Genomic DNA, 16,278 nt, shown 5'->3' on the forward strand with positions numbered 1-16,278 from the left:
CGCCCGGTTACATTCCGAACCCGGAAGCTAAGCCTTTCAGCGCCGATGGTACTGCAGGGGGGACCCTGTGGGAGAGTAGGACGCCGCCGAACAATCTTTCAGGACCTTTGGTCCAGCGTTCACGCTGGACCAAAGGTCCTTTTTGTTTTGCTCAGAATGACGAAGCGCGTCCGATGGCCGGTTGCGCGAGAATGACTGTGGTACCCGAAGACAGGAGTCACACCGATGTCCCCCAACTCTTCCGACGATCGTCCGGAACGCGAGCCGCGTCGCAGGGACGGTGGTGACAGGGGTGGCTTCCGCGGCGGTCGGGACGACAGGGACCGTGGCCCCCGTCGTGACAGCGACCGTGGTGACCGAGGTGGCTTCCGAGGTCCCCGTGACGACCGAGGTCCCCGTGACGACCGCGGTGCCCGTGACGACCGCGGTGGTCGTCCGGCAAGCGGCGGTTTCCGCCGTGACGACCGCGACCGGGATCGGGGTCCGCGCCGCGAGGACGATCGTGGTGGATACCGCGGCACCCGCGACGACCGAGGTGACCGCGGCGGTCGGCCCCCCGGTGGCGGTGGCTACTCGCCCCGCCCGGGCGGCGGTGGCGGCGGTGGCTTCCGTCGTGATGACCGGCGTGACGACCGCCAGGGCGGCTTCCGTCGCGACGACCGTTCCGGCGACCGACCCGGCTACGGGCGCGGCGACAACGACCGTGGAGGATACCGGGGCCCGCGCGATGACCGTCGTGATGACCGGAGGGGTGACGATCGCGGTGGTCGTCCCGGTGGCACCGGTGGCGGTAGCGGTGGTTTCCGGCGTGATGACCGGTCGGGTCAGAGTGGTTTTCCTCGTCGGGATGACCGGCAGGGTGGGTTCCGTCGTGATGACGACCGTGGTGGGTTCCGGGGCCCGCGTGATGACCGTCGTGATGACCGGAGGGGTGACGATCGCGGTGGTCGTCCCGGTGGCACCGGTGGCGGTAGCGGTGGTTTCCGGCGTGACGATCGGCGTGACGACCGCCAGGGCGGCTTCCGCCGTGACGACCGCCGTGACGATCGCCGGGACGATCGGCGTGATGACCGGAGGGGTGACGACCGAGGTGGTCGTCCCGGTGGCACCGGTGGCGGTAGCGGTGGTTTCCGGCGTGATGACCGGTCGGGTCAGAGTGGTTTTCCTCGTCGGGATGACCGGCAGGGTGGGTTCCGTCGTGATGACGACCGTGGTGGGTTCCGGGGCCCGCGTGATGACCGGCGTGATGAGCGTCCGGGTGGTTTCCGGCGTGACGATCGGCGTGACGACCGCCAGGGCGGCTTCCGCCGTGACGACCGCCGTGACGACCGCCGTGACGACCGCCGTGACGATCGGCGTGATGACCGGAGGGGTGACGACCGGGGTGGTCGTCCCGGTGGCACCGGTGGGACCGGTGGCGGTGGCGGTGGTTTCCGCCGTGACGACCGGTCCGGCGGCAGCAGCTACGGCCGGCGCGATGACGACCGTGGTGGTTTCCGCGGCCCCCGCCGCGACGACCGGGACCGCGACCGCGACCGTGGTGGCTACCGCGGTTCCCGCGACGACCGTGGAGACCGTGGGGGCTACGGCCGTCGCGACGACCGCGACCGTCCCGACCGCGAGCCCATCAAGCGGCTTCCCATCCCGGACGACGTCACGGGTGACGAGATCGACAAGGACGTGCGGCAGGAGCTGCAGAGCCTCCCGAAGGGTCTCGCCGAGGATGTCGCCCGGAACCTCGTCATGGTCGCGAACCTGATCGACGAGGACCCCGAGCAGGCTTACGCCTACTCCCGCATCGCGCTGCGGCTCGCCTCCCGTGTCGCCGCCGTGCGCGAGGCCGCCGGCTTTGCCGCGTACGCGTCGCAGAAGTACTCCGAGGCCCTGGCCGAGTTCCGTGCGGCCCGGCGGATGACCGGCACCGTGGAGCTGTGGCCGGTCATGGCGGACTGCGAGCGCGGGCTGGGCCGGCCCGAGCGGGCGCTGGCGATGGCAGGTGAGCCGGAGGTGCAGAAGCTGGACAAGGCGAACCAGGTGGAGATGCGTCTCGTCGCCGCCGGAGCCCGGCGGGACATGGGGCAGCTCGATGCCGCCATCGTGACCCTGCAGAGCCCCGAACTCGCGTCCAACTCCGTGCAGCCCTGGACCGCGCGTCTGCGCTACGCGTACGCGGACGCGCTGCTCGCGGCGGGCCGGGAGAACGAGGCCCGCGAGTGGTTCGCGAAGGCGCTCGAGGCGGACAAGGACGGAGCCACCGACGCGTCCGACCGGCTCGCGGAGATGGACGGCGTCGAGTTCGTCGACGCCCTTGGTGACGAGCACGATGCCCACGACGAGCACGATGCCCACGAGCACGATGAACTCGGCGACGTGAAGGCCGACGCGGCGGACGACACGGGCACCGACTCCGACTCCGACTCCGACACGGAGACTGACAGGGACGGGCGCCCCGGCGACCAGGCGTAGTAGGCCGGAGGCCAACGCCCGAGGCAACGGCGAACGGCACATGAATGAGGGCGGCACCCGTGGACCGGGTGCCGCCCTCACTCAAGTCCGGCCCTCCGACCGTCGACCGACGCGCCCCCGGCCTTACGACCGCCCCTCGCGCCCCGACGACGACCGGCCCACGGCCGCCTCGCGGCCTCACTCGAGCGCCAGGCTCCTGAGGACCAGTCCCGTCGCCGGCTTCGGCCCGAACGACGTCGACTTGCGCGGCATCGTGACGCCCTCCAGCGCCAGCTCCCTTACGACCTCTTCCCTGACCGGGTGCATCAACACCGCCGTTCCGCCGTTCCGTTCCGCCTTGGTCACGGCAGCCTGGGCGTCGTGGATGTAGGCGATGTGCTCCGGGGCGTCGGGGATCCGCCAGACGTGCTCGAGGAGCGCGGCATGCAGCACCGTCGCGTCCAGCGTGCGCCACGCCGCCGGTCGGCCGGCCGGCACCGTACGGCTGAGCAGTCCGGTGTCCGGCCGGTCGACCAGGTGGAAGCGGCCGTCTCCGGCGAGAAGGAAGGCGTTGCCTTCCGCGGCCGCCCCGGCGAGGGCGTCCAGGGCCTCGGGCAGCGGCGCTTCGAGGTCGCGGACACGGAAGGTGCCGGTCAGTGCGGCGAGCGCCTTGCCGACCGGGAGGCGATGGAGCAGCCGGTGGATCGCGCGTACCTGCAGGGGGTAGCGGGCGGTGTCGATGAGCAGTACCAGACCGTAGTTCCAGGGGCCGGGTGCCGGGTGTTCCGCGCGCAGTCGCAGATAGGTGGCCCAGCGGTGGTGGCCGTCGGCGATCATCGCCTGATGCCGCATCAGGTCGTTCTGCACCTCGGCGACTTCGCCGGGATCCGTGACGCACCACAGGCGGTGGCTGAAGCCGTCCTCCGTGGTGGTGGACAGCAGCGGTGCGTGCTGGACGGTGCGCTCGATGACGGCCGTCGTGCCGACGGCGTCGCCGGCGCTGCGGTACGTGAGGAGCAGCGGTTCCAGGTTCGCGGCGGTCGTGCGCATGAGGTCCGCGCGGTCGGCGACGACGTCCGGCATGACGTCCTCGTGCGGCAGGACCACGCCGGAGGCCGGTTCGGACAGGGCCAGTGCGCCGATCACTCCCCGTTGCAGCACATCGCCCTTGTGCTGCTCGTACACATACAGGGCGGGCTCTTCGTCCGCCGCCAGGACGCCTTCCGCCAGCCACCGCTCCAGGGTCTGGGCGGCCAGGCTGTGGGGGTCCTCGGCGGTGCGTGCCTGGGGCAGGATCAGCCGCACGATGTTGTGCGGGTCCGCCGACTCCAGATGGTGCAGGCCGTCGGGCCTGACGACCACGTCGTACGGCGGTGAGGTCACGGCGGCGAGGCTGCCCACCCGCTCGGGGACGTAGCGCAGCCCACGGAACGGGATCAGATGCAGACCGTCATTGGCCGCAGGACCTTCGTTGTTCATCAGGGCATCGTAAGCGTGAGGCGTGGATGCGCGATGATCGGGGGAGCGGATCCGGCGGCGGGGACGCGGCGAGAGCGAGGAGCGGAAGCGGATGAGCCAGCAGGGCCGGCAGGGCCGGCAGGGACCGAACCGGCCGCGTGGCAGCGCGCAGGCGCTGAGCGAGGCGTACGACACGGCCCTGCTCGACCTGGACGGGGTCGTGTACGCGGGCGGTGAGGCGATCGCGTACGCAGTCGAGTCGCTGGCGACGGCCCGTGAACAGGGCATGCACCTCGCGTACGTCACGAACAACGCCCTGCGTACTCCCGAGGTCGTGGCCGGTCATCTGACCGAGCTCGGCATCCCGACCGAGGCCGGCGATGTGATCAACTCCGCGCAGGCGGTGGCCCGGTTGATCTCCGAGCAGGTGCCGCCCGGGTCGCGTGTGCTGGTCGTGGGCGGTGAGGGGCTGCGCGTCGCCCTGCGCGAGCGTGGTCTGGAGCCGGTCGAGTCGGCGGACGACGACCCGGCGGCGGTCGTGCAGGGGTACGGCGGGCCCGGCCTTCCCTGGGGCAGGTTCGCGGAAGCGTGTTACGCGATCGCGCGGGGTGTGCCGTGGTTCGCGTCCAACACCGACCTGACGATCCCGAGCCCGCGGGGCATCGCGCCGGGCAACGGTGCGGCCGTCGAGGTCGTAAGGATCGCGACCGGCGCGGAGCCGCAGATCGCGGGCAAGCCGCTGCCGCCCATGCACAAGGAGACGATCCTGCGTACGGGGGCCGAGCGGCCGCTGGTCGTCGGCGACCGGCTGGACACGGACATCGAGGGGGCGTTCAACGGGGGAGTGGACTCGCTGCTCGTGCTGACCGGGGTCACCGACGCGGCGCGGCTGCTCGCGGCGGAGCCGCGGCACCGGCCGACCTATGTGGACGCGGATCTGCGGGGCATGCTGACGGGGCAGCCGGAAGTGGTGGAGGCGGGCGGCGTGTTCGGCTGCGGAGGCTGGGCGGCCTCGGTGCGCGGCGAGGCGCTGACGCTGGAGGGTGACGGTGAGCCGCTGGACGGACTGCGCGCCCTGTGCGGGGCCGCGTGGACCGGTGCGGGTGACGGTTCCTGCACGCTCGACGCCGGAAAGGCGCTGGCCCGGCTTGGATTGTAGGGCCGGCCGTGGGGGGCGTCGGACCGTTCGGGCCGCCGCCCTTCGATCAGCTGTGCGAGGGTAGGCTAACCTAACCTGGTGTTGGTCGACAGTCCCCCCGAACGGAGCGCGGAGCCCGTAGCCGCACCAGCCACCCCGAAACGGCACGCCCTGCGCGCCACGGGGCTGTTGGTGTCGTGCGGTGTCCTGCTGCTGATCTGCGTCGCGAGCATCGCCGTGGGCGCCAAGTCCGTACCGGTCGCCGATGTGTGGCACGGACTTTTCCACAGCACGGGCACCGGCAACGACGTGATCATCAGAGACGTGCGCCTGCCGCGGACCGTGCTCGGGCTCGTCGCCGGATCGGCCCTCGGCGTCGCCGGCGCCGTGATGCAGGCGCTGACCCGCAACCCGCTGGCCGAACCCGGCCTGTTGGGCGTGAGCGCGGGTGCTTCGGCGGCCGTCGTGTCCGCCATCAGCTTCCTCGGCGTCACGTCACTCACCGGCTACGTCTGGTTCGCCTTCCTCGGTGCCGCGCTGGTCTCCGCCGCCGTCTACGTCCTCGGCGGGAGCCGCGGCGCCACCCCCGTACGGCTCGCGCTCGCCGGTACGGCCGCCACCGCGGCCCTGTACGGCTACATCAACGCCGTCCAGCTGCTGGACGCGGCCGCGCTCGACCGGCTGCGCTTCTGGACCGTCGGCTCGCTCGCCTCCGCCGACATGGAGACCATCGCGAAGATCGGGCCGTTCGTCGCCGTCGGCCTGGTGCTCGCCATGCTGCTGGCCGGTTCGCTGAACGCGATGGAGATGGGCGACGACACCGCCCGTTCGCTGGGCGCTCACCTGACCCGGACCCGCATCCTGTCGATGGTCGCCATCACCCTGCTGTGCGGGGCGGCGACGGCGGCCTGCGGGCCGATCGTCTTCATCGGGCTGATGATCCCGCATCTCGTCCGTGCCGTCACCGGCCCCGACATGCGCTGGATCCTCCCGTACGCCGCGGTCCTTTCACCCGTACTGCTCCTCGGGGCCGATGTCGTCGGCAGGGTCGTCACCCGGCCCTCGGAGCTCCAGGTCGGTATCGTCACCGCGCTGATCGGCGGGCCGGTCTTCATCCAACTCGTACGCCGCAAGAGGATGGCCCAGCTGTGAAGGCCGTGAAAGCAGTGCGCACGCCCGGCGGGCTCTCCGTACGCGTCGACTCCCGCGCGGCCGGAGTCGTCCTGCTGCTCGCCGCCGCCGCGGCGTCCGTCGCGGTCGTCCTCATCGGCAGCGGCGACTTCCCGATGTCCTTCGGCGACGTGGTCGCCACGCTCCTCGGAGACGGTACGGCCGCGCAGGAGTTCATCGTCCGGGACGTCCGACTGCCGCGGGTGCTCGTGGCGCTGCTCGTCGGCGCGTCGCTCGCGCTCAGTGGTGCCGTCTTCCAGTCGTTGTCCCGCAATCCGCTCGGCAGCCCCGACGTCATCGGCTTCTCGCAGGGATCGACGGTCGGCGCGCTCACCGTGATCGTGCTCTTCGGCGGCGGCTCGCTCGCCGTGGCGGGAGGCGCGATCGCGGGCGGGCTGATCACCGGTGTCGCCGTCTACACCCTCGCGTGGAAGCGCGGGGTGCAGGGCTTCCGGCTGGTGCTCGTCGGTATCGGCGTCGCCGCCGTGCTCACCGCGCTGATCCACTTCCTGATCACCAAGGCGAACCTGGTGGACGCCACCCGGGCCACGCTCTGGATGACCGGGTCGCTCGACGGACGCGACTGGGTGCAGGTGTGGCCGCTGGCCGGCATGTGCGCGGTTCTCATGCCGCTCGTGTTCGCGCACGGACGGCCGCTGCGGATGCTGGAGATGGGCGACGACGCGGCGTACGCGCTGGGCGTGCCGGTCGAACGCACCCGAGTCGTGCTCATGGGCTCCGGCGTGCTGTTCATGGCGGGCGCCACCGCCGCGGCCGGCCCTATCGCCTTCGTGGCGCTCAGCGCGCCGCAGCTGGCGCGCCGGCTCACCCGCTCACCGGGACCCAACCTGGCCGCAGCCGCTGTCATGGGCGCGGCCCTGCTCCTCGTCGCGGACTGGGTCGCCACCAACGCCTTCGGCGACCGCCTGCTGCCGGTCGGCGTCGTCACCGCGGTACTCGGCGGCGGTTACCTGCTCTGGCTGCTCGTCACCGAACGCAGGGCGGGCCGGATATGACACCGGAGGCGGCCGCCGCACCGCACGACCCGCACCTCGCAGAGAACCCAAGGAGCACGACGACGATGCAGCACCGCCGCCAACGCCTCACGGCGGAATCGGTCACCCTCGGCTACGACCGGCGGGTCATCGCGGAGGATCTGTCGGTCGAGATACCCGACAACTCCTTCACCGTGATCGTCGGCCCCAACGCGTGCGGCAAGTCGACGCTGCTGCGTGCACTCTCGCGGATGCTCAGGCCGACGCGGGGGCAGGTGCTGCTGGACGGGCAGGCCATCCACTCGCTCCCGGCGAAGAAGGTCGCGAAGACGCTGGGACTGCTGCCGCAGTCGTCGATCGCCCCGGACGGGATCACGGTCGCCGACCTGGTGGCGCGCGGGCGCTACCCGCACCAGGGGCTGCTGCGCCAGTGGTCGCCGGACGACGAGCGCATCGTCGAGGAGTCGATGGCCGCGACGCGGGTCGGCGAGCTGGCGGACCGCTACGTCGACGAACTGTCCGGCGGGCAGCGTCAGCGGGTATGGATCGCGATGGCCCTCGCGCAGCAGACACCGCTGTTGCTGCTCGACGAGCCGACGACGTATCTGGACATCCAGCACCAGCTGGAGGTGCTCGACCTGTGCGCCGAACTCCACGAGGCGCAGGGCCGCACGCTGGTCGCGGTCCTGCACGACCTCAACCAGGCCGCGCGCTACGCCACACACCTCGTGGCACTGCGCGACGGCAGGGTGGTGGCGGAGGGCTCGCCGACGGAGGTGGTCACGGCGGAGCTCGTGGAGCAGGTCTTCGGAGTGCAGAGCCGGATCATCGAGGACCCGGAGTCGGGGACGCCGCTGGTGATCCCGGCGACGCGGAGGGGGAGCGGGGTGCGGGCGGGGTGACGCGGGGGCGCGGGCCGGGCCGCCCCCGGCCGGGCCGGGAGCCGCTGCGCGAGGCTGATCCCCCTCCCACCGTTTCCCGGAACCGGGGCACGCCCACGGGCCCCGTCCCCGGATTCGCACGGGGCCTCGAACGCCGGCCTCAAACGGCCAACCTCAAACGGCCGGCCGGGCTGCAAGGCAGCCTCGCTGGGCCGTCCAGAGGGTCAGAGCAGGGTGCGCAGGCGCAGCAGGTCGCGGAACCCCGCCTCCAGGCGGACCCGCCCCGACGCCCACGCCTTCGCGAAGTTCAGCGATCCGTCCACCATCGCCACCAGGTCGTCCCCGGCCATCACCAACCGGATCTGGGCCTTGTCCCGCGGTGGCCCCGGTGTGGTGTCGGTCACGTCGATCCGGCCGTTCTCCAGCCGTCCGGAGAACGTGACGTCCAGGTCCGTGATGTGGCAGCTGAGGGAACGGTCCAGCGCGGCTGCGCCCCGCACGTCACGGTCCGCGTTCGCCAGGTTGTCCGAGAGTTTGTCGAGCGCTCCACGGCACTCCTGCATGGTGGCCATCGGCAGCGACGGTACCGCAGGGCTACGCGGTAGCGTCTGGGCATGAGCGACTCGATGCCGGAACCGGAGCCCGCCGCCGCGCCCGCCGACCCGGCCGCCCCCGCGCCGCTCGGCGTACCGCGGGTCCCCACCGGTGACGCCGCCGTCGACGCGCTGCTCGAGCGGCTGGCCGACGTCGACCACCTTGCCGCGGACGGACACCTCGGGGTGTACGAGGATGTACACCGGGGGCTCAGGGACGCGCTGACCGCGCTGGACACCCGCCCGGGGCCCCGGCCGGAATCGCACGACCACAGGAGCTGAACCGCACGTGGCAGGAGTCGCCCGCCGCCGTCTCGACGCAGAGCTGGTGCGCCGGAAACTCGCGCGCTCGCGCGAGCACGCCAGCCAACTGATCGCCGCGGGACGGGTGACCGTCGGCCGCAACACGGCGACCAAGCCCGCCACCCAGGTCGAGACGAGTGCCGCGATCGTCGTCACGGCCGACGACAGCGACCCCGACTACGTGTCGCGCGGCGGCCACAAGCTGGCGGGCGCGCTCGCCGCCTTCGCGCCTCTGGGACTTCAGGTGGAGGGCCGGCGGGCGCTGGACGCCGGCGCGTCGACCGGAGGCTTCACCGATGTGCTGCTGCGCGCCGGCGCCGCGCACGTCGTCGCCGTGGACGTCGGCTACGGGCAACTCGCCTGGTCCCTGCAGAGCGATGAACGCGTCACCGTCAAGGACCGTACCAACGTACGGGAAATGACGTTGGAGACGATCGACGGAGTGCCGGTGGACCTTGTGGTGGGGGATCTGTCCTTCATCCCGCTCGGGCTCGTGCTGCCCGCGCTGGTGAGCTGCAGCGCGCCCGACGCGGACCTCGTGCTCATGGTCAAGCCGCAGTTCGAGGTCGGCAAGGAGCGCCTCGGCAGCGGGGGAGTGGTGCGCAGTCCCGAACTGCGGGCCGAAGCCGTGCGGGCCGTCGCGCACCGGGCGGCCGGGCTCGGCCTCGGTGTGCGCGGTGTCACCGCCAGCCCCCTACCGGGGCCCTCCGGCAACGTCGAATACTTTCTGTGGCTCAGGGCCGGTGCGCCCGAGCTCGATCCGGCGGACGTCGACCGTGCAGTGGCGGAGGGACCTCGTTGACCACGACATCAGGAACGACACCGGGCACAGGCGGCAGTACGTCGAGACGTACCGTCTTCCTGCTCGCCCACACGGGCCGGCCCGCGGCGATCCGCAGCGCCGAGCTCGTCGTGCAAGGGCTGCTGCGCAGCGGCATCGGCGTACGCGTGCTGGCGGCGGAGGCGGTCGACCTGCCGCTGCCGTCCGCGGTCGAGACCGTTGCCGACGCGATCCCCGAGGTCCTCGACGGCTGCGAGCTGCTGATCGTCCTCGGTGGCGACGGGACGCTGCTGCGCGGTGCCGAGTTCGCCCGCGCGTCCGGTGTGCCGATGCTCGGCGTCAACCTCGGGCGCGTCGGGTTCCTCGCCGAGGCCGAGCGTGACGACCTCGACAAGGTCGTCGACCGGGTGGTGACACGCGCCTACGAGGTCGAGGAGCGCATGACCATCGACGTCGTCGTCCGCACCAACGGCGACATCGTGCACCGGGACTGGGCACTGAACGAGGCCGCCGTGCAGAAGGTCTCGCCCGAGCGGATGCTCGAGGTCGTCCTCGAGATCGACGGGCGGCCGGCCACCGGCTTCGGCTGCGACGGCATCGTGTGCGCGACCCCGACCGGTTCGACGGCGTACGCCTTCTCGGCCGGCGGGCCGGTGGTCTGGCCCGAGGTGGAGGCGCTGCTCATGGTGCCGATCAGCGCGCACGCGCTGTTCGCCAAGCCGTTGGTGACCTCGCCGAAGTCGGTGCTGGCGGTCGAGGTGCAGCCGCACACCCCGCACGGAGTGCTGTGGTGCGACGGACGCCGCACCGTCGAACTGCCGCACGCGGCCCGTGTGGAGGTGCGGCGGGGCGCCGTGCCGGTACGCCTGGCCCGGCTGCATCACGCGTCGTTCACGGACCGGCTCGTGGCCAAGTTCGCCCTCCCGGTCTCCGGCTGGCGCGGCGCACCCCACTAGGCGACACGGGGGCCGTACGGGCGGGTGCCCGGGCCGCGGATTGCCCCGGAGAGTGAATCGGACGCCGGGGTCCTTCGCACACCGGGCGCCGGACCTCGTATGGTCGTGTCCGTGTTGGAGGAGATGCGGATACGGTCACTCGGGGTCATCGACGACGCGGTGGTCGAGCTGTCGCCCGGTTTCACGGCGGTGACGGGCGAGACGGGCGCCGGCAAGACGATGGTCGTCACCAGCCTGGGGCTGCTGCTCGGCGGGCGCGCCGACCCCGCGCTGGTGCGGATCGGCGCGAAGTCGGCCGTCGTCGAGGGGCGGATCAGTGTGTCCCCCGACGCCCCGGCCGCGCTCCGCGCGGAGGAGGCCGGGGCCGAGCTCGACGACGGCACACTGCTCATCAGCCGGACCGTTTCCGCCGAGGGCCGCTCGCGCGCGCATCTCGGCGGGCGCTCCGTGCCGGTGGGCATACTGGCCGAACTCGCCGACGAGCTCGTCGCCGTGCACGGTCAGACCGACCAGCAGGGCCTGCTCAGACCCGCCCGGCAGCGGGAGGCCCTCGACCGGTACGCGGGCGCCGCCGTCTCCGGGCCGCACGCCGAGTACGCGGCCGCCTACCGGCGGCTGCGTGCCGTCAGCGTCGAACTGGACGAACTGACCGCGCGGGCCCGCGAACGCGCCCGGGAGGCGGATCTGCTGCGCTTCGGACTGGGCGAGGTCGCCGCCGTGGAGCCGCGTGCCGGGGAGGACGTGGAGCTCGCCGCGGAGGCGGAGCGGCTGGGCCACGCGGAGGCGCTCGCGTCCGCCGCCTCCGTCGCGCACGCCGCGCTCGCGGGCAACCCGGAAGACCCGGAGACCGTCGACGCCACCACGCTCGTCGCCGGCGCGGGACGGGCACTGGACGCCGTACGCGCCCACGATCCGGCGCTGGCGGCCCTCGCCGAGCGGATCGGCGAGATCTCCATCCTGCTCGGGGACGTGGCCGGCGAGCTCGCCGGATACGCCGACAATCTCGACGCCGACCCGCTGCGGCTCGCCGCCGTGGAGGAGCGCCGGGCCGCGCTGACACAGCTGACCCGCAAGTACGGCGAGGACATCGCCGCCGTGCTCGCCTGGGCGGAGCAGGGTGCCGCCCGGCTCACCGAGCTCGACGGCGACGACGACCGGATCGGTGGTCTCACCGCCGAGCGGGACGCGCTGCGCGACGAACTGTCCGGCCTGGCACAGGCGTTGACGGACGCCCGCACAGAGGCCGCGGCACGCTTCGCCGAGGCGGTGACCGAGGAGCTGGCCTCGCTGGCGATGCCGCACGCCCGGGTGTCGTTCGCGATCCGCCAGACCGAGGATCCAGAGGGTGTCGAGGTCGGCGGACGGCCGGTGGCGTACGGGCCGCACGGCGCCGACGAGGTCGAGCTGCTGCTCGCCCCGCACCCCGGGGCCCCGCCGCGGCCGATCGCCAAGGGAGCCTCGGGCGGCGAGCTGTCCCGGGTCATGCTCGCCGTGGAGGTCGTCTTCGCGGGGACCGACCCCGTGCCGACGTACCTCTTCGACGAGGTGGACGCGGGCGTCGGCGGCAAGGCCGCCGTCGAGATCGGTCGCCGGCTCGCCAAGCTGGCCAAGTCGGCGCAGGTCGTCGTGGTGACGCATCTGCCGCAGGTCGCGGCGTTCGCGGACCGTCAACTGCTGGTCGAGAAGACCAACGACGGGACGGTCACCCGGAGCGGCGTGACCGTCCTCGAAGGTGAGGACCGGGTGCGGGAGCTGTCCCGCATGCTGGCCGGCCAGGAGAACTCGGAGACGGCCCGCGCCCACGCGGAGGAGCTGCTCGCGACGGCACGCGCGGACGGGTAGGTCCACCGCCCTCCACGGCCGGGTTCACCCATGTGAGTGATCCCGGTCAGCCGGGCCCGGTCCCGTACACAGGCACGACACCCGGACGGTGCCGGAACGTCCGTACGGGCTGGCATCCTTGGCGCGTGACACAGCTGCGTACGGTCCAGGTGCTGGGCGGCGGCAGTGCGGGCAGCAGCGCGCACGTCAGGTCGCTGGCCTCTGGGTTGGCGGCACGGGGCGTGCGGGTGACGGTGTGCGCCCCCGCCGAGGTCGGCCACGTCTACGACTTCCCGGGCGCCGGCGCAGCCTTCGCGCCGGTCGCCCGGCGGAACGACTCGGCGACCATCGCCGCATTGCGGGCGGCGTGCGCCGGGGCGGACGTGGTGCACGCGCACGGGCTGCACGCCGCCGTACGCGCCTCGCAGGCCCTCGGCGCCGCCCGGCGGGCCCGCGTCCCGCTCGTCGTCACCTGGCACACGAGGGCTCACGACGCGGGCGGCGCTCGGGCGGTGGTCCTGGGGCTGCTGGAGCGCAGGGCCGCGCGGTCGGCCACGGTCGTCCTCGGCACGTGCTCCGAACTGGTCTACCGGGCCAGGGCGAGCGGCGCGCGGGACGCCAGGCTCGCGCCGGTGACGGCCCCGCCCGCACCACGCGCCCCGGCCGGCGGCGGCAAACTCCGCGCCGAACTCGGAGTGGTCGAGCGCCCGTTGCTGCTCGCCGTCGGCGCGCTCGAACCGCACCGGGGCTACGGCACACTGCTCGACGCCGCCCGGGCCTGGAGCGGCCTGGACCCGGCGCCACTGCTGATGATCGCCGGCGAGGGGCCGGCACGGGAGGCGCTCCGGCAGCGCATCACCGACGAGGAACTCCTGGTCCGGCTGCTGGGTTGCCGTGACGACGTCCCCGCACTGCTGGCTGCGGCGGACGTGGCCGTCCTTCCGTCCCGTTGGGAGGCTCGCTCCCTGCTCGCCCAGGAGGCGCTGCGGCTGGGCGTGCCACTGGTCGCGACGGCGGTCGGCGGTGTGCCGGAGCTGGTGGGCGACGCGGCGGAACTGGTGCCGTACGGGGACTCCGTCGCACTGTCGGCGTCGGTGACCCGCCTGCTGGCGGACCCGGCGAGGCGGGCGTGGCTGTCGGCGGCGGGGCGGGCACAGGCGGGGACGTGGCCGACGGAGGACGACACGGTGGCGCAGGTTTTGAGCGTGTACGACGAGCTGACGGCGCGGGCGTGACCGCTGCGCCGCCCCCGTCCCTCCCCGAAACCGGGCTCCGCCCGGCCCCGCCTTACGGGGGCTCCGCCCCTGCACCTTCGCACCTTCGCGCCCCCGTGCCTCGCCGCGCCTGCGGGACTGGCGTGCCAGTCTGTCGGGGCTCCGCCCCCGCGCCCCCGTGCCTCAAGTGTCGGCGGGGCTGGAGCTGCCGGTCTTGTCGGGGCTCCGCCCCCGCACCTTCGCGCCCCCTGAATTGGGGTGTTGCGGCCACTGGAACGGAAGAATCGCCGGCGGGGCTGGAGTTGCCGGGTCCTGGGGCCCTCCCACGGGCGTCAGGTCGTAGGGGGAGCTTGCGACCACCGGGCGCAGTGCGGTATGGGCCCCGGGCGGAGTCCGGGCCGTGCCGGGGGTGCGGGAACGGGGCCAGGGACCGTGCAGGCGCCCGGGGGCCGGGGCGGAGCTCCGGAAACACCGCGCGGAGCGCGGTGGCGGGTCCGGGCGGAGCGGTTCGGGAAGAGGCGGGGAGGGGACAGCCCGCCGCAGCGCGGCGCGTACGGGCCCGGCGCCGAAGTCCCGAGACGCTGCGCGGAGGGCGCTGCCGGCCCCGGGACAGCGCCAAGGAGCACCACCCGCCGAGCGGGCGCAGGGCCACAGCTTGCCCACCCCGCGCCGGGACCGCACTCACGGGGCAGGCTTCCGGTACCCGAGCCGGGACCCGCCCCGCGGTGCGGACGCGTCCTGCCCGGTCGGCGCCCGCGTCAGCGGGTGTGGCGGCGGGCCCGCAGCGCCACGCTGAGCGCCAGGACCGTCTCCGGGTCCTCGAGATCCGTGCCCAGCAGCTCTCCGATCCGCGCCAGGCGGTTGTACAGCGTCTGGCGGTTCAGATGCAGCTCCCGCGCGGTCTCCGCCTTGCGGCCCGCGTGCGCCAGATATGTCTCGAGCGTCGGTAGCAGCGGCGGTCTTGACGCCGCGTCATGAGCCCGCAGCGGCCCGATCGCGCGGTCGACGAACGCCGCCAGGTCCGGGTGTTCGCGCAGCCGCCACAGCAGCAGGTCGATGTCGAGGCGGCGCGCGTCGTACCAGGGCCGGTCGTCCAGGCCCTGCGCCGCGGTCGCCGTCTCCGACGCGTGCCGCAGGGCCGCGCCGGCCGCGGCCCAGCCGCCCGCGGCGGCGACCACGACGACCGGCGGGTGCGTGCCCGCGCGGTCGAGCCCGGCCCGTGCCACACCGGCACGCAGCGCGTCCGCGACCCGGTCGGCGGCGGAGATCCGGTCGGACTCGGCGCGCAGTCCGACGAGGAGCGGCACCCGGCCCTCCACCGGCCGTACGCCGAGCAGCACGGGCACCCCGAGCGACGCGAGCTCCTCGGACACGGCGCGGGCGAGCACCGCCCAATTGCCGGTAGGCGTCAGTTCGGCCGCCAGCCGCATGACGACCGGCAGCAGTGGCCCGGTGCCCGGCTTGAAGCCGAGGACGCGGGCCTGGGCGGGCGCGGCCTCGGGAGCGATGCGGCCCTCCGCCAGGTCGGTGAGGAAGTCGCCGCGTCCGCGGGCCGCGAGCTCCTCCTCCTGGCGGGCCTGCATGAGGACCACGGCGAGGATGCCCGCCGCCCGCTCCGCCGCCATCCGGTGCACGGGCAGCAGCGGGGAGGAGACGGCCAGGAGGACCAGCCGGGCGCGGACCGCACCCGCCCCGCGACTGCCGCCGGGCACGTCGACGAGGACGGCGTTCGCGGGCGGCCCGTCGTGGCGGCCGCCGCGCAGGCCCTCCCACACCTGGAGGGGGTCGGCCGGCGCGGACTCGGCGCCCGGCAGGTCGGCGGCGTACAGCAGCTGTCCGCCGGGCGTCTCGAGGAACACCGGGTCGCCGGTGAAGGACGCCAGGATGCCGAGCACCTCGGGCACGCCGCCCCCGCCGAGGAGGGCGCCGGTGCAGCGGCGGTGGACCTCCTCCGCCTGCTGCAGCAGCGCGTAGTGGCCGTTGACGATCTCGGTGTGGACTTCTTCCGTCACCGTCACGAACGGCACCTCGCGGTGCAGTTGCACCAGCGGCAGCCCGGCCGCCCGGGCAGCCTCCACGATCGAGGCCGGCAGCCGGGCGAACCGGGGCCCGAGCTCGACGACGAGCGCCGCGATGCCGCGTTCGGCGAGCCGGTGCACGAAGGCACGCTGCTCGGCCGGGCGGGTGCCCAGCCCGAGGCCGGTCGTCAGGAGCAGCTCGCCGCCCTTGAGAAGCGAGGCGATGTTCGGCACCTCGCCGGCGTGCACCCAGCGGACGGTGCGCTCCAGCCGGTCGGCCCCGGCCAGTACCTCCGGGAGTCCGCTGCGGAGTCCGGGCAGCTCGAGCGCCCGCCGCACGGTGATGCCGCCCTGCGTTTCCATGGCCATGGACGCTACCGGCACGACAGTTCCAAGGACAACAGCGGTCCTGTAGGTTTCCTTCGCCGCTGGCCACTGGCTGCGCTGTGACCTGCGGGTTCCGGTGTCGGTCCCGATGGTCTGTCCACGGTTCTGTTCCATGATC

The 16,278-nt window shown here is 73.4% G+C and carries 14 protein-coding genes and 1 rRNA gene; 12 read left to right on the plus strand and 3 right to left on the minus strand.

Annotated features, from left to right (window positions below; genetic code table 11):
• The 3 genes from rrf to AB0903_RS32930 form a co-directional block, all read left to right on the plus strand.
• Nucleotides 1-92: ribosomal RNA gene (rrf, locus tag AB0903_RS32920) — 5S ribosomal RNA — on the plus strand; the annotation flags it as partial.
• A gap of 245 nt (nt 93-337) precedes the next feature.
• Nucleotides 338-1,759, plus strand: a complete 1,422-nt coding sequence (locus tag AB0903_RS32925; RefSeq protein WP_366708420.1) for a hypothetical protein — start codon at nt 338-340, stop codon at nt 1,757-1,759.
• Nucleotides 1,681-2,466, plus strand: a complete 786-nt coding sequence (locus AB0903_RS32930; RefSeq protein ID WP_366708421.1) for a hypothetical protein — start codon at nt 1,681-1,683, stop codon at nt 2,464-2,466. The genes AB0903_RS32925 and AB0903_RS32930 overlap by 79 nt, the downstream gene beginning before the upstream one ends.
• A 177-nt stretch (nt 2,467-2,643) precedes the next feature.
• Here the strand turns inward: AB0903_RS32930 and AB0903_RS32935 are convergent, their stop codons facing one another.
• Nucleotides 2,644-3,924, minus strand: a complete 1,281-nt coding sequence (locus AB0903_RS32935; protein WP_366708422.1) for a DUF1015 domain-containing protein — start codon at nt 3,922-3,924, stop codon at nt 2,644-2,646.
• Nucleotides 3,925-4,015: 91 nt separating this feature from the next.
• Here AB0903_RS32935 and AB0903_RS32940 point away from each other — a divergent pair, with 91 nt between their 5' ends.
• From AB0903_RS32940 to AB0903_RS32955, 4 genes are all read left to right on the plus strand, one after another.
• A complete protein-coding gene (locus AB0903_RS32940) occupies nt 4,016-5,062 on the plus strand; it encodes an HAD hydrolase-like protein (protein ID WP_366708423.1) in 1,047 nt (348 codons plus the stop codon).
• Between the two features lie 78 nt (nt 5,063-5,140).
• Nucleotides 5,141-6,193, plus strand: a complete 1,053-nt coding sequence (locus tag AB0903_RS32945) for an iron chelate uptake ABC transporter family permease subunit (protein WP_366708424.1) — start codon at nt 5,141-5,143, stop codon at nt 6,191-6,193.
• Nucleotides 6,190-7,227, plus strand: a complete 1,038-nt coding sequence (locus AB0903_RS32950; RefSeq protein ID WP_366708425.1) for an iron chelate uptake ABC transporter family permease subunit — start codon at nt 6,190-6,192, stop codon at nt 7,225-7,227. The genes AB0903_RS32945 and AB0903_RS32950 overlap by 4 nt, the downstream gene beginning before the upstream one ends.
• Before the next feature lie 65 nt (nt 7,228-7,292).
• The gene (locus AB0903_RS32955) at nt 7,293-8,108 is read left to right on the plus strand and encodes an ABC transporter ATP-binding protein (RefSeq protein WP_366708426.1); all 816 of its coding nucleotides are present in this window, start codon (nt 7,293-7,295) and stop codon (nt 8,106-8,108) included.
• Nucleotides 8,109-8,311: 203 nt separating this feature from the next.
• On the opposite strand, the gene AB0903_RS32960 is transcribed toward AB0903_RS32955, so the two are convergent.
• The gene (locus tag AB0903_RS32960; protein ID WP_366708427.1) at nt 8,312-8,659 is read right to left on the minus strand and encodes an SCP2 sterol-binding domain-containing protein; all 348 of its coding nucleotides are present in this window, start codon (nt 8,657-8,659) and stop codon (nt 8,312-8,314) included.
• Nucleotides 8,660-8,701: 42 nt separating this feature from the next.
• Between AB0903_RS32960 and AB0903_RS32965 the strand changes: the two genes are divergently transcribed.
• The 5 genes from AB0903_RS32965 to AB0903_RS32985 all read left to right on the plus strand — a co-directional run bounded on the left by AB0903_RS32965 (nt 8,702) and on the right by AB0903_RS32985 (nt 13,776).
• Nucleotides 8,702-8,962: a hypothetical protein gene (locus AB0903_RS32965; protein WP_366708428.1), complete on the plus strand. Its 261-nt coding sequence runs from the start codon at nt 8,702-8,704 to the stop codon at nt 8,960-8,962.
• Between the two features lie 7 nt (nt 8,963-8,969).
• Complete coding sequence (locus AB0903_RS32970) at nt 8,970-9,785, plus strand: TlyA family RNA methyltransferase (protein WP_366708429.1); 816 nt, start codon at nt 8,970-8,972, stop codon at nt 9,783-9,785.
• Nucleotides 9,782-10,720: an NAD kinase gene (locus AB0903_RS32975; RefSeq protein ID WP_366708430.1), complete on the plus strand. Its 939-nt coding sequence runs from the start codon at nt 9,782-9,784 to the stop codon at nt 10,718-10,720. Before AB0903_RS32970 ends, AB0903_RS32975 begins: the two co-directional genes overlap by 4 nt.
• A 99-nt stretch (nt 10,721-10,819) precedes the next feature.
• Nucleotides 10,820-12,562 (plus strand): DNA repair protein RecN, encoded by a 1,743-nt coding sequence (gene recN, locus AB0903_RS32980; RefSeq protein WP_366708431.1) that lies wholly within the window; start codon nt 10,820-10,822, stop codon nt 12,560-12,562.
• A gap of 125 nt (nt 12,563-12,687) precedes the next feature.
• Nucleotides 12,688-13,776, plus strand: coding sequence for a glycosyltransferase family 4 protein (locus AB0903_RS32985; protein ID WP_366708432.1), 1,089 nt, complete (start codon nt 12,688-12,690; stop codon nt 13,774-13,776).
• Nucleotides 13,777-14,513: 737 nt separating this feature from the next.
• Here AB0903_RS32985 and AB0903_RS32990 read toward each other — a convergent pair.
• The gene (locus tag AB0903_RS32990; RefSeq protein ID WP_366708433.1) at nt 14,514-16,136 is read right to left on the minus strand and encodes a PucR family transcriptional regulator; all 1,623 of its coding nucleotides are present in this window, start codon (nt 16,134-16,136) and stop codon (nt 14,514-14,516) included.
• Between the last annotated feature and the right edge of the window lie 142 nt (nt 16,137-16,278).

It is taken from the genome of Streptomyces sp. NPDC048389 (genome assembly GCF_040706335.1).
Lineage (GTDB): Bacteria > Actinomycetota > Actinomycetes > Streptomycetales > Streptomycetaceae > Streptomyces.

Bases quoted from the DNA above. Each gene is read 5' to 3' on its own strand.
- AB0903_RS32935 (WP_366708422.1), bottom strand. From the start codon at position 3,924: ATGAACAACGAAGGTCCTGCGGCCAATGACGGTCTGCATCTGATCCCG.
- AB0903_RS32940 (WP_366708423.1), top strand. From the start codon at position 4,016: ATGAGCCAGCAGGGCCGGCAGGGCCGGCAGGGACCGAACCGGCCGCGT.
- AB0903_RS32955 (WP_366708426.1), top strand. From the start codon at position 7,293: ATGCAGCACCGCCGCCAACGCCTCACGGCGGAATCGGTCACCCTCGGC.
- AB0903_RS32960 (WP_366708427.1), bottom strand. From the start codon at position 8,659: ATGGCCACCATGCAGGAGTGCCGTGGAGCGCTCGACAAACTCTCGGAC.
- AB0903_RS32965 (WP_366708428.1), top strand. From the start codon at position 8,702: ATGAGCGACTCGATGCCGGAACCGGAGCCCGCCGCCGCGCCCGCCGAC.
- recN (WP_366708431.1), top strand. From the start codon at position 10,820: ATGGTCGTGTCCGTGTTGGAGGAGATGCGGATACGGTCACTCGGGGTC.
- AB0903_RS32990 (WP_366708433.1), bottom strand. From the start codon at position 16,136: ATGGAAACGCAGGGCGGCATCACCGTGCGGCGGGCGCTCGAGCTGCCC.